At 62.3% G+C, this 13,277-nt stretch carries 10 protein-coding genes; 9 read left to right on the forward strand and 1 reads right to left on the reverse strand.

Annotation, left to right across the window (positions count from 1 at the left end; all coding sequences use genetic code 11):
- Nucleotides 1-188: 188 nt before the first annotated feature.
- Nucleotides 189-896, reverse strand: a complete 708-nt coding sequence (locus A6764_RS05490; RefSeq protein WP_083989805.1) for a glycosyltransferase family 2 protein — start codon at nucleotides 894-896, stop codon at nucleotides 189-191.
- 316 nt (nucleotides 897-1,212) lie between these two features.
- On the opposite strand from A6764_RS05490, the gene A6764_RS05495 reads away from it, so the two are divergent.
- The 9 genes from A6764_RS05495 to A6764_RS05535 all read left to right on the forward strand — a co-directional run bounded on the left by A6764_RS05495 (nucleotide 1,213) and on the right by A6764_RS05535 (nucleotide 13,194).
- Nucleotides 1,213-2,391, forward strand: a complete 1,179-nt coding sequence (locus A6764_RS05495; RefSeq protein WP_035299665.1) for an ROK family transcriptional regulator — start codon at nucleotides 1,213-1,215, stop codon at nucleotides 2,389-2,391.
- Nucleotides 2,392-2,415: 24 nt separating this feature from the next.
- Complete coding sequence (locus A6764_RS05500) at nucleotides 2,416-3,525, forward strand: extracellular solute-binding protein (RefSeq protein ID WP_264622439.1); 1,110 nt, start codon at nucleotides 2,416-2,418, stop codon at nucleotides 3,523-3,525.
- A gap of 129 nt (nucleotides 3,526-3,654) precedes the next feature.
- On the forward strand, nucleotides 3,655-4,731 hold the full coding sequence (locus tag A6764_RS05505) for an ABC transporter ATP-binding protein (RefSeq protein WP_065067129.1): 1,077 nt from the start codon (nucleotides 3,655-3,657) through the stop codon (nucleotides 4,729-4,731).
- A gap of 13 nt (nucleotides 4,732-4,744) precedes the next feature.
- Entirely contained in the window at nucleotides 4,745-6,472 is a 1,728-nt protein-coding gene (locus tag A6764_RS05510; protein WP_065067128.1) for an ABC transporter permease, read from the forward strand.
- Between the two features lie 159 nt (nucleotides 6,473-6,631).
- Nucleotides 6,632-9,163 (forward strand): NEW3 domain-containing protein, encoded by a 2,532-nt coding sequence (locus tag A6764_RS05515; protein WP_065067131.1) that lies wholly within the window; start codon nucleotides 6,632-6,634, stop codon nucleotides 9,161-9,163.
- Nucleotides 9,164-9,290: 127 nt separating this feature from the next.
- Nucleotides 9,291-10,802, forward strand: a complete 1,512-nt coding sequence (argH, locus tag A6764_RS05520; RefSeq protein ID WP_065067127.1) for an argininosuccinate lyase — start codon at nucleotides 9,291-9,293, stop codon at nucleotides 10,800-10,802.
- On the forward strand, nucleotides 10,799-11,812 hold the full coding sequence (locus tag A6764_RS05525; protein ID WP_264622440.1) for an N-acetylglucosamine kinase: 1,014 nt from the start codon (nucleotides 10,799-10,801) through the stop codon (nucleotides 11,810-11,812). Before argH ends, A6764_RS05525 begins: the two co-directional genes overlap by 4 nt.
- 3 nt (nucleotides 11,813-11,815) lie before the next feature.
- Entirely contained in the window at nucleotides 11,816-12,553 is a 738-nt protein-coding gene (locus tag A6764_RS05530; protein ID WP_065067123.1) for a PIG-L deacetylase family protein, read from the forward strand.
- Between the two features lie 305 nt (nucleotides 12,554-12,858).
- Nucleotides 12,859-13,194, forward strand: a complete 336-nt coding sequence (locus tag A6764_RS05535) for an antibiotic biosynthesis monooxygenase family protein (protein ID WP_065067126.1) — start codon at nucleotides 12,859-12,861, stop codon at nucleotides 13,192-13,194.
- Nucleotides 13,195-13,277: the final 83 nt, after the last annotated feature.

Here is a 13,277-nt window from a genome sequence, read left to right on the forward strand (position 1 = left end):
GCGCGCCCGTTCGCCATGAGAGAGAAGCCTCCTCGCTAGGAGGCTTCTCTTTTTTTGCTTCGCCACCGGTTCCAGCAAAACGGTCGGGGCCGGCGCGGGCGAAGACGGTGTCAGGGATGGATTCCTGCGCGGCAATCAGCGGCAATGAGCCCGGAGCCCCTGGCCTCGGATATACGTCAAGGCAGCCCTTATCCGCCGACGAACTTGCGAAAGTTGGCCGTGCGGGCAATCCGCTTGTGCGGCTGGGAGAGCAGGTAACGGTAGCCCGCTTTCCAGGTGTGGCTGCGGACGTTTTTCCGGCGAATCGCACAGTAGTGAAAACGGCTGCCGGAGTAGATGCGAAAGCCCCGTCGGCGGCAGCTCCGCAGGAACGTGACATCCTCTCCCAGAGAGCGGTTGGCAAAACGGACCCGGTTCCACACGCTCCGTCGAAACGCGAGGGTCCCGCCCGCGAGCAGCCGCGTCCGCCGGTGTTCGTTCCCCGGAAAGCGCAGAATCAGCAGCCGCAATCCCTGAAAGTACATAAAAAAAGATCGTTTTCCGACGACTGCCGCCTTCGATCGGGCAAACGCGCGCAGCGTGTCAGCCGCGTAGCGGGGGGAGTAGTAGTCGTCGTCGTCAAATTTGGCGAGGTAGGGAAAGCGGGCCCTGTTTGCGGCAAAGTTCAGGCAGGCGCCGAGTGACATCCGTCCGGGCAGTTTGTAGACGGACACGTTGGGAAACGAACGGGCGTATTTTTTGTAGAGCGCTTCGCTCATCACATCGTTGTTCAGCACCACGATCAATTCCTTGTTGACCCCGCGCTGCCGCAGATAATTGTGAAACAGGTTGCGCATCATGCCGGGGCGCTTGGTGCAGGTGATGATGGAGATGCCGGATTTCCCGGTTCGCTTCACGATGATTCACTTCCTTCGCCGATGGGATAGGTGTGATACAAGAAGGGAAAACGTCCGAGACGTACTTCATGTGTATTCAGCGGCGGAGCGAAGAACGCTGAGCGGGTGCGGAGTTCGGCAAGAAAAAATGAGGGGGACGCGGTTCCAAAAGGATGATGGTACACACCGGCAGTTGGCAGGAAAGAATATCCTGTTTATCTTTTTTTGCCGCAAGTCATATGCATCAAAATAGTTTGACTATTCTGCGATTGAGCGGTATAATTTGGATAACTTTGTTAGTAAGGTTAACTAACTGTTTGGTGGTGAGTGAAAAGGCGTGCGTTCTTCCAGAAAAACGGGCAGCAGCAAGCTGGTGAAAAAGTGGAACAAGGAAGAGATCTTGCAGCAGGTGATTCAGCACGGTCAGATCTCCCGCGCCGACATCGCCAAACAGACGCAGCTCAGCCGCCCCTGCGTCTCCGCCCTGGTGGAGGAGATGATTCAGGAGGGGCTGCTCCAAGAGGTGGGGATGGGCGACTCGCGCGGCGGACGAAAGCCGATCCTGCTGGAGTACAACTACCAGGCGTACGCCATTGCCGGAGCGGTGTTTGAAGGCTCCGCGCTGGAGATGGCGGTGGCCGACCTGAAAGGCGAGTTTTTGGCCCGGTACCGCAAGCGGCTGGCCCAGCCGGCCGACGGGGAGCGGGTGATCGAGGACCTGGCGGCGGGACTGGACCGTCTGCTGGCCGAGAGCGGTTTGCCGCGCGACAGGCTGCTGGGCATCGGCGTCGGCCTGCCCGGAGTCACCCAGCGGGGCAGCGGCACGGTCAGCTTCGCTCCCAGCACGGGCTGGATGGGATCGCCGATCAGGCAGACCATCGAGGAGCGGCTGGGTGTGCCGGTCATCATCGACAACGACGTCAACATGATGACCCTGGGCGAGTGCGTCCGCGGTGTCGGTGTCGGCTGTTCCAACGTTGTCTACATCTACGTCGGCACGGGGATCGGCTCCGGCATCATCCTGGACGGCCAGTTTTACCGGGGAAGCCGGGACGCGGCCGGCGAGATCGGCTACATGCTGATCGGCCCCGTACACAGCCGGCGCGACGGAGCGTACGGCGTGTTTGAGACGCATTACTCCGTCCCCGGTATCGAAGAGCAGGCGAAGGCCTTTCTCTCCGACCTTCAGGAAGGGTCGAGTATCATAGAGGCGCTGATCGGTCATGCCCGGCAGGACAACCGGGAGGCCGCGCGGCTGCTGGACGACGTGTACCGCCACTGGGCGTACGCGATGGCCAACATCGTCAGCGTGTTGAACCCGGAGCTTTTGATCCTGAGCGGAGAGATGGTCCATATCGACGAAAAAGGGGTGAAGCAGATTCACGATTGGCTGACGGAATGGGTGCCCGTCGTGCCCCGTCTGGAAAAAGCGAGTCTCGGCGAAGAGGCGGGGCTGATCGGGGCCGTTCACAGTGTCTTGGAAGCGTTTCCGTCTACGAAATTGCTGGACAAATAGGGTGAAAAAAAGGGGGATTTGGTTGTGAAAACGTCCAACAGCACATGGAAAAAATGGCTTCGCGGCGTGTTTGCCGGCTCGCTGGCCCTGACCGTCGCCGCCTGTTCCGGCGGAGGACAGGCGGACAGCGGCACCGGCAGCCAGTCCGGTGAACAGGCGCAGCCGGCATCATCCGGCGAAAAGCAAAAACTGGTCGTCTACACCGCGCGGGACAAAAACATTTTTGAAATCGTCCTGCCCAAGTTTAAAGAAAAATATCCGAATATTGAAGTGGAACCGATGGAGATGGGTGCGCAGCAAATCCTGGAGCGCGTGCGCGCCGAAAAGGCCAATCCGCAGGCGGATTTCTGGTGGGGCGGCACGCAGTCCGCGCTGAGCACGGCGGCGGAGGAGGGACTCCTGGAGCCGTACAAACCGACGTTCGCGGACAAGATCCCCGATCTGTACAAGGACCCGCAGGATCGCTGGTACGGCGAAATGCTGCTGCCCGAGGTGATCATGTTCAATTCGCAGGCGCTGAAGAAGGAAGAAGCGCCACAGGACTGGGACGACCTGCTCGATCCCAAGTACAAGGATAAAATCGTGATCCGTAACGTTCTGCCGTCCGGCACGATGCGGACCATCTACGCGGCGATGATCTACCGCCAGGGGCCGGACACCCCGGAAAAAGGGTATGAATGGCTGAAAAAACTGGACGCCAACACCAAGGAGTACACCCAAGACCCGACCCAGCTCTACCTGAAGCTGGACCGCCAGGAGGGCGTCATTTCCCTGTGGAACCTGCAGGACGTCCTGATTCAAAGCAAGCAGAACAACCATCCGTACGACTTCGTCTACCCGAAGAGCGGCGCGCCGATCCTCGTCGACGGCGTCGGGATCATCAAAGGGGCCAAGAACATGGACGTAGCCAAAAAGTTCTACGAGTTCCTGTTCAGCCCGGAAATTGCCGCGCAGTTGGCGAAAGAGCGCTACCAGTTCCCGTCCCGCACCGACATCAGCAAGGACGAACTGCCCGACTTCATGAAAAACCTGGAGCTGAAACCGCTGGAGCTCGACTGGAACGTGATGGCGGCGAAAGAAAAGGAATGGATGCAGTACTGGGACGAAAACATCAAGGGAAAAAGCAAAAAGTAAGTGGTTGAGGGCAGCCGGACCAGGCGGGAAGGGGACTCCTTTCCGTCTGGCCGTGTTCGGTTCCCGCCCGGCTCCGGCTGTCGCGTGCGCCGGGCGGCACCCTGCCAATCTCGAGAGGGAGGACACCTGATGAGCAGCGTAACACTTGATCACGTCAGCAAACGGTTTGGCAACGCAAAAGGGGTCGAAGACGTTCACATTCACATCGAATCAGGGGAATTCTTCACGTTTTTGGGGCCCAGCGGCTGCGGCAAGACGACCACCCTGCGGATGATCGCCGGCTTTTACTATCCCACCAGGGGGCGGATCTGCTTCGGCAGCCGGGACGTCACGTCGCTGCCGCCCCACAAGCGCAACACGGGCATGGTGTTCCAAAACTACGCCCTGTTTCCGCACATGACCGTATTTGAGAACATCGCCTTCGGACTGCAGGTTCGCAACATTCCGAAAGCGGAAGTGAAGGAACGGGTGGAGCGGATGATGAAGCTCGTCCGCCTGGAAGGATACGGCGAACGCCGGATCGACCAGCTCTCCGGCGGGCAGCAGCAACGGGTGGCGCTGGCCCGCGCGCTCGTCATCGAGCCGCAGATTCTGCTCCTGGATGAACCGCTGTCCAACCTGGACGCCAAGCTGCGCGAAGAAACCCGGTACGAAATCAAACGATTGCAGATGGAACTGGGCATTACCACCATTTACGTCACGCACGACCAGGCGGAGGCGATGTCCATGTCGGATCGGGTGATGGTGATGCAGGGCGGCGAAGTGCAGCAGGTGGGCACGCCGCACGAGATCTACCACCGTCCGGTGAACCGTTTCGTCGCGTCGTTCATCGGCGAAACCAACCTGTGGGAGGGGATCGTGGCGGGCATCGACGGCAGCGAAGTGCGGGTGCGGGTGGCTCCTGACCTCGTGCTTACCGGATATACGCACAACGCGTCGCCGCAGGTACGGCTCGTGCCGGGCGAAAAAGTGTCCCTGTCGATTCGGCCGGAAACGGTGCAGGAAAGCGCGGGAGCGGACGGTGAGAACGTGGTGGCGGGCACTGTCGTGCTTGCCGAGTTTACGGGCGCGTGCGTCAACTACGTGACCAGCGTCGGCCCCCATCAGCTCCGCAGCATGTCCATCAGCCAGGGACGGCCGTTGAAACAGCGCGGAGAGACCATTGCCCTGCACATTCCGAAAGCGAGCATCTACTTTGCGGGATAAGGAGGAGGAGCTAGTGAAAGCAGAACTGCAGCCAGCCGCGGCACCGTCCAAACGGATGTCCTTCACCGCTTCACCGTCCTTTGTCTACGTGCTGGTTTCGCCGCTGTTCTTGATCCTGCTGGCCTACGTCATCTATCCGCTGTTTGAAACGTTCGTCGCCAGCGTCAGCGTGGACGGGCAGTTTACGTGGAAAAACTACGCCCGCTTCTTCAGCCTGGAGCACACGGCCAACCTGGAAGCGCTCTGGACCAGCGTCTACATATCCGTGTTGAGCGTCATCAGCTGCGGCATCGTCGGCGTGACGATGGCCTTTTTGCTGGAACGCTACGAGTTTCCGGGGCGGAAAATCCTCTCCGTGCTCGCCCTGGTGCCGATGGCGCTGCCGCCGCTCATCGGCGTGCTGTCGTTTACGTTTCTGTACGGGGAAAGCGGCATATTCCCTCGATTGTTCAAGGAACTGTTCGGTCTGGAGCAGGTGCCGTTTGCGCTGAAAGGAATACCGGGCGTCGTCGTGGTCCACACCTTTACCATGTACACTTATTTTTTCATGACGGCTTCGGCGGCGATCAAGGGACTGGACCCGTCGCTGGAAGAGGCGGCGGCAAGCCTGGGCGCCAACCGCTTTATCGTCTGGCGGCGGGTGATCCTGCCGATGCTGACGCCGGCCATGGTGGCGTCGTCGCTCCTGGTGTTCATGATCTCCATGGCGTCCTACACGGCGCCGCTGATCTTCGGCATCGACCGGACGATGACGATGCAGATCTACCTGTCCCGGACCAACGGCGACCTGGACATGGCGGCCGCCCAGTCGACGGTCCTGTCCGTCGTCTCCATCGCCTTTTTGCTGCTGATGCGCTGGTACCAGGGAGCGCGCAGCTACCAGAACCTGAGCAAGGGGATCAGCGTGCACCGGACCGAGGTGAAAAGCAAAGCGGGCCGCTACGTCTGCATGGTGCTGGCCTTCATCGGCATCGTCATCCTGATGCTGCCGATCCTCGTGCTGGTGCTGATCTCGTTCTCGGTGGACGGCACCTGGACGGTGCAGATTCTTCCGCCGCAGTATACGCTGGACCACTACATCGACCTGTTTACGGACAGCAAGACCTGGCGGCCGATTGCCAACAGCCTGGAACTGAGCGCGATCGCCACCGTCGGCATCGTCCTGTTCGGGGTGGCGGCGGCGTACGCGATGGTGCGGCTGCGCTTTCGCGGCAAAACGCTCCTCGACGTGCTGATCATGCTGCCGTGGGCCCTGCCCGGCACCGTCGTCGCCGTCAACCTGATCGCCGCGTTCAGCGAGCCGACCGTCTTCAGCTTTGGCCAGGTGCTGATCGGCACCTTCTGGATCATCCCGCTCGCCTATTTCGTCCGCCATCTGCCGCTGGTGTTCCGCTCCACGTCGGCCACGCTGATGCAGATGGACCCGTCGGTGGAGGAAGCGGCGCGCAACCTGGGGGCGTCGTGGTGGTACAGCTTCCGCCGCGTCGTCTTTCCGATGGCGTTCGGCGGGATTTTGGCCGGCACGCTGTTGGCGTTCGTCCAGTGCATCGGCGAGTTCGTCGCCTCGATCCTGATCTTCACGCCGCGGACAATGCCGCTGTCGGTCGCCATTTTCCAGCGCATGTACACGTTTGAATTCGGCACCGCGTGCGCATACGGCGTGCTGCAAATCGCGGTCATCATCGTCGTCCTGTTCATCTCCAGAAAACTGGCCGGCGACAAGGCGGGCACGGCGGTGTAGGCAGGCGCCGTGCGCTTTCCCGTCCCGAAAGACGGCAGCGTCCGTGCATGTCCGTTTCAGCTTCCGCGGGTCAATCCATGGCGACAGCAGGATCCGGCTTCCCGGGAGGCCATGATTGATGCATACATCAATCCCAATAAGGAAAAGGAGGAGCGTTCATTGAGAAAGGGGACATTTGCCAAGCTGTTTTCCGTCGCATCAGCCGTGGCCCTGGCCGGCACTCTGGTATGGCCGCTGGCGCCCCGGACCGCCCATGCCGACCGGGGCGTGGTCGACTTGTGGAAAGCGATCAAGCCGCTGACTACCATCGCCAGCGCCATGAACACGGGGGCTCACCCGGATGACGAGCACAGCGCGATGCTCGCGTACCTGTCGCTCGGCAAAGGCGTGGACACGTTCAGCATCATCGCCAACCGCGGCGAAGGGGGCCAAAACGAAATCGGCAGCGAGCTGGGCAACGCGCTGGGCATCATCCGCACGCGCGAACTGCAGGAAGCGTCCAAGGTCACCAACGTCACGCTGGGCATCCTCAGCGAAGCGATCAACGATCCCATCTACGACTTTGGCTTTTCCAAGAGCCCGGACGAGACACTGGCCAAATGGGGAGAACAGGTCGTCTACGAACGGCTGATCCGCAAGATTCGCGAACTGCGGCCGGACGTGGTCATCCCCGCGTTTTTGAACGAACCCTCCACGCACGGACATCACCGCGCCATCAACGTAATCACGGTAAAAGCGTTCAAGGACGCCGCCGATCCGTCCGTGTTTCCGGAGCACCTGCAACACGGGCTGCGCCCCTGGCAGGCAAAAAAGCTGTACGTCCCGGCGGATGAAAAGGACTACACGGTTCGCGTGCCGGTCGGCGAGTACGACGAGGTGTACGGCGCGTCTTACCTGCAGCTGGGAGAGGAATCCCGCTTCATGCACAAGAGCCAGGGGATGGGGCGCCACTACGACGAAGGGCCCAGCTTCAACTACTACAAGCTGGAGCAGTCGACGGTTCCGGCCAAAGCCAGGGAGACGGACTTTTTTGAGGGCATCGCCTACACTTATGACGACCTGGCCAGGGAAGTGGCCGGCAAGCCGGACGGGGAAACGCTGGCCAGGGAGCTTAGGACCCTGCAAAAGGACGCGGACGAAGTGATCGCCGCCTACCCGCGCTTTGCCGACGTGGCCAGGGAAGTGCACGACATGCTGACGGACGTGCAGAGGGCGCTGACCGCCGTGAAGGGAGCCAGACTGGACGAGGAGACCAGGGCGGACCTGACGCACCGTCTGGAGGTAAAGGAAAGGCAGTTGTACACGGCGAGTGCGGAAGCGCTGTCGCTGGTGGCCAAAGTAAGGCCGGAGACAGGCGAACTGGTCGCCGGTCAGACCACCACCGTGAAGGTGACGGCGTACAACGGCGGACAGGTACCGCTGAAAAACGTCAGGCTGAAGCTGAACGTGCCGGACGGATGGCGGGCAAAACCGCTGGGGGCGACCAGCTTCGACCAGGTGGGGTACAACCAGACCGTCACGGCCGCGTACGAGGTGGAGGTGCCGAAAGACGCGCCGCTGTTCCAGCCGTATCTGCCGCCGTCCGTCACCGCGGACGTGTCGTACAAGGCGTTCGGCTCCACCGCGGTCAGCCGCGCCGTCCCGACCGACGCCGTCGCCGTCCTGCCGCCGTTCTCGCTGTCGCTCAGCCCGGGTGCAGCCGTGCTCAACACGCTGAAGCCGCAGGAGCCGATTCCGGTGAAGGTGACGGTAAAGAACTACAATCCGGGTGCGGCGGAAGCGGACATCTCGCTGGACGTCCCGGACGGCTGGTCGGTGGAACCGAAGGCGAGTTCGCTGTCGTTTGCCGCCAAGGGGGAGACCAAGTCGGCCGCATTTACGGTACAGCCGTCCGCCGCAGTTAAACGGGGCACGTACACGGTGACGGCCGTGGCTCGCGCGGGGGCAAGGGAAAGCCGCCACGGCGCCCAGGTGATCCACTATCCGCACATCGGCACCACCTATTTCGTCCAACCGGCGGAGCTGGCGATTCAGGCGTTTGACCTGAAAGTGCCGGAGGGATTGAAAGTGGGGTACGTCTCCAGCGGCTTTGACAATATCGACCAGTACCTGCAGCAGGTCGGCGTTGACGTCACCCGCCTCAGTGCCCAGGACATCGAGTCTGGCGACCTCGGCCAGTACGATGCGATCGTGCTGGGCATCCGTGCGTACGGGTTCCGTCCCGAACTGATTTCGAGCAACGCCCGCCTGTTGAAGTACGTGGAAAACGGCGGCAACCTGGTGGTGCAGTACCACAAGCCGGAGGACAAGTGGAAGCCGGAGCTGGCGCCGTACCCGATCACGATCGGCACGCCGCTGATTGAATGGCGCGTCACCGATGAACAGTCAAAGGTTACCATGCTTGCGCCGGAGCATCCCATTTTCACCACGCCCAACAAGATCACGGAGGAAGACTGGAACGGCTGGATTCAGGACCGTTCCGCCTACAACCCGTCGCAGTGGGGCAAGGAGTACGTGGAGCTGATCGCAAACGGCGATCCGGGCGAGAAGGAGTTTACCGGCACGTTCCTCACCGCGAAATACGGCAAAGGGACGTACACCTACAGCTCGCTCGTCTGGTACCGTGAAATCCCCGCCCTGGTGCCGGGAGCCATTCGTATGTTCGTCAACATGGTCAGCTTGAAGCCATAAGGCAGGAAAACGGGACGGGAGAGACGGCCGCAGCCGGCCGTCTTCCCCGCTTTTCCCGGCTCCCCGGCAGGCTGGAGGACCGCGGAAAAAGCAGTAGCAAGGAAACGGCAGGGAAGGAGATACGACAATGGACTACAGAGAGCGGATTTTTCAACGGGAGGGAGCCCGGTTCCCCGGAAAGACGTACGCGGAGGCCGTGCTGGAACCGGCTTTTGCGGAAGCGAAAACCCATCTGCTGACGCCGATGATGGCGATCAACAAGGCGCATCTGATCATGCTGCGCGAGCAGGAGCTGATCGCGGAGGACGAGGCGAAGGCGATTGCCCGCGCCCTCGCCGCCATCGACTTGGACGAGCTGCGCCGCTCATCCTATACCGGACAGTTTGAAGATTTGTTCTTTCAGGTAGAGAGCCGTCTCCTGGAGCTGGCCGGGGACGTGGCCGGCAATCTGCACCTGGCCCGCAGCCGCAACGACATGGGCGTCACCATCTACCGCATGGTGCTGCGCGAAAAGCTGCTGGTCACGCTGGCTTCGGCGCTCTCTCTGAAAGAGCATTTGCTCCTGTTTGCGGAAGAACACACAGAGACGGTGATGATCGGCTACACCCACACCCAGCAGGCGCAGCCGACGACGATGGCCCACTACGTCACGGCCGCAGCCGACTCGCTGTCGCGGGACATCCGCCGCCTGATCAGCGCCTACCGCACCTGCAACCGCAGTCCGATGGGAGCGGCGGCGCTGACCACCTCGGGCTTTCCCATCAGCCGTGAGCGGATGCGGCAGCTTCTCGCCTTTGACGAATTGGTGGAGAATTCCTACGACGCGATCGGCGGGGCGGACTACCTGGGTGAAACGGCGGCCGCCGTGCAGGTGGCGGCGATCAACCTGGGGCGGACGGTGCAGGACATGCTGCAGTGGTGCACGCAGGAGTTTGACGTGCTGAAGGTGGCCGATCCGTACGTACAGATCAGCTCGATCATGCCGCAGAAGCGCAATCCCGTCTCGTTCGAGCACATGCGCTCCCTGCTCTCGTCCAGCGCGGGCAGCGCCGCCGTCGTCTTGACGATGATGCACAACACGCCGTTCGGCGACATCGTCGACACGGAGGACGACATGCAGCCGTACGCCTGGCGCAGCCTGGCCGTGCTGGAGCAGATGTACCGCCTGATGGCCTGCGTGGTCGGCACGATGGAGGTAAACAAGGAGGGGCTGCTGGCGCGGGCCAAAGGCAGCTTCGCCACGGTGACGGAACTGGCCGACACGCTGGTGCGCATCGACCGGCTGTCCTTCCGCACGGCGCACCACATCGTCAGCCGCGTGGTGAAGGAGGCGGCGGCCCAAGGGATGCGGGCGGACGAGATCAGCCTCGATCTGGTCAATCGGGCGGCCCGGGAGGTCATCGGGCGGGGGCTGGCGATCACGGCCGAGCAGCTTCGTCAGGCGCTCGATCCGGTTCATTTCGTCGCCGTTCGCAAGCTGCCCGGCGGGCCCAACGCGGAGGAGATGAAGCGGATGATCGGCGAACGGAGGCAGTCGCTGCAGGCGGAAATGGCCTGGCTGAAGCAGGCCCGGGAGGCGTGCGACCAGGCGATGCGCCATTTGGATCAGGTCATGGCCGAATGGAGTGAACGGAAATGACGGCGGTACACATCCCCCTGCTGGCCGTGGACGGCGGCGGCACGAAATGCCTCGCCGTCCTGACCGACCGGTCAAAGCGGACGCTCGGCGCGGGCCGGGCGGGTTCCTGCAACTACCAGGGGATTGGCAGGGAAGCGGCCGCGCGGGAACTGGCGGCCGCGATCAGCCAGGCGTTGGCGGAGGCGGCGGGGCGACTGCCGGCAGCCGCTACCGACGACAGCGGAAGCGGCGCGGCGTGGGAGGTCGAGTGCGCCGTGTTCGGCCTGGCCGGATTGGATACGGAGCACGACCGGCAGGTGATCACGGGCATGGTCCGCGACGTCCTGGAGATGCTGCGGATTCGCGTTCGCCACCTGATCGTGGAGAACGACGGCTTTGCCGCCCTGCTGGGAGCGACCAACGGGGAGCCGGGCATTCTCGTGATCGCCGGGACCGGCTCGATCGCCTTCGGGGTGAACCGGGAGGGCGAGACGGCGCGGGCGGGCGGATGGGGCCACCGCGTCGGGGACGAGGGCAGCGGGTACTGGATCGGCAAACAGGCGATCATGGCCGTGCTGAAAGCGGCGGACGGCCGCGGCGAGCCGACGCTGCTGGAGAGCCTGCTGCTGCCGCACCTGGGGCTCGACCGGGTGGACCAACTGTTCAACTGGACGTACGGTCCGGACTATTCCGTGGAAAAAGTGGGCGAACTGTCGCCGTTCGTCAGCCAGGCGGCCGACTCGCAGGATCGGGTGGCCGCGTCGATCCTGGAGGCCGCCGGCGAAGAGCTGTTTCTCGCCGCCCGCGCCGTCATCGAGCGGCTGCGGATGAAAGAGCAGCCGTTCAAGATGATCCTGCAGGGAGGCGTGCTGCAAAACGACGAGCGCGTCCGCCGGATCGTCATCGAGCACGCCCGCCGCTACACGCCGCAGGTGACCATCGACAAGGCGCAGAACGATCCGATCTTCGGCGTGATTGCCAAAGGGTTGGCCTATCTGGAGAAACGGGCCGGCGAGAGCGAGGAGGTGTAATTGATGAAACGACTGATGTTTGTCTTTCCCCATCCCGACGACGAATCGTTTGCCTGCGGCGGGACGCTGGCCAAATGCAGCGAGGCCGGACAGGAGACCTGCCTCATCTGCGTCACGTCCGGCTGCAGGGGGCGTTCCGGCCCGTTTGCGCTCGACAGCCGGGAATCACTGGCCCGCCACCGCGAACAGGAGCTGGCCAAAGCGGCGCACATCCTCGGCATTACGCGGCTGGAGCTGTACCGCTATCCCGACGGCGGGCTGGCCGAAGTGGATCCCCGCGAACTGGCCGGACGTCTGGCGTCCGCCATCGTGGAGTGGAGGCCACACGTGGTGGTCACGTTTCCCCCCGACGGGGTGACGGGCCATCCCGACCACATCGCCGTCTGCCGCGCGACTGGCATGGCGGTGGAGCAGGCGGAGCAGGTGCTGCCGCCGGACGATTGGCCCGATCTGTACTTCGTCTCCATCCCGCACTACTACGACCATTGCCCGGACAAAGGACCGGCTCCCGCCGTGCCGATCACCGGCAAGGTGGACATCACCCGCTACCGCGACCGCAAAGGGGAGGCGCTCCGGGCCCACCAAAGCCAGGTCTACTCCGTCAACCGCGCCTATCCCGGCGTCATGGAGGGAGACTACGGGGTGATCGGCTGCTACGAGTATTACACGCTGGTCCGTTCCGGCGGCTGCCCCGTGAAGCCGGTCGCGCCGGAGAACGGGATTCCGGTGATGGAGTGGTAGCATTTTCGGGAAGGGTGGGAACGTATCCGATCAATAAGGAGGTATGGCACGTTGGCTCTTCCGCCGATCGTGATCCAAACGACTGGATATGGTTTCAAACGGATATCGGGAGATTGCTGCTGGCTCCTTCAGAGGCAAGCGCAATACCGATCGGTTTGCTGGATAAACGCGTGTACATAACCGCGAAACGCTTTGATGTGATCGGAGTCCGATGAGGACGGACGAGGTCTTTGGGGCCGCGAATGACAGGTTTCTTGGCTGTGCGGAGGATCGGGCTGTTGATCGGACAGGAGGACACCCCCATGATGGACCGATTTGCCCAGACACCGGAACCGCCCTATTACGCCGTCATTTTCACGTCGCAGCGAACGGAGGGAGAAAACGGCTACGGCGAAATGGCCGAGCGCATGGTGCGGCTTGCTTCCGGGCAGCCGGGCTTTCTCGGCGTCGAGAGCGTGCGTGACGGGTCCGGCTTCGGCGTGACCGTCTCCTACTGGTCGACTCTGGAGGCGATCCGCGAGTGGAAGCGTCATGAGGAGCATCGGGCCGCCCAAGAGAAAGGAAAAACCGTCTGGTACGAACGCTACGTCACCCGCATCTGCAAAGTGGAGCGGGACTATGCCCTGGACAGCTTGCGGTAACATAAAAATGGCCCCAGTGAAAATCAAATTCCAGTTTCAGCCTGTCAAAAGACGTGGTACCCTGATGAAAAGGGACTGCGTCT

It is taken from the genome of Brevibacillus sp. WF146, assembly GCF_001673705.2.
Taxonomy (GTDB): domain Bacteria; phylum Bacillota; class Bacilli; order Brevibacillales; family Brevibacillaceae; genus Brevibacillus; species Brevibacillus thermoruber.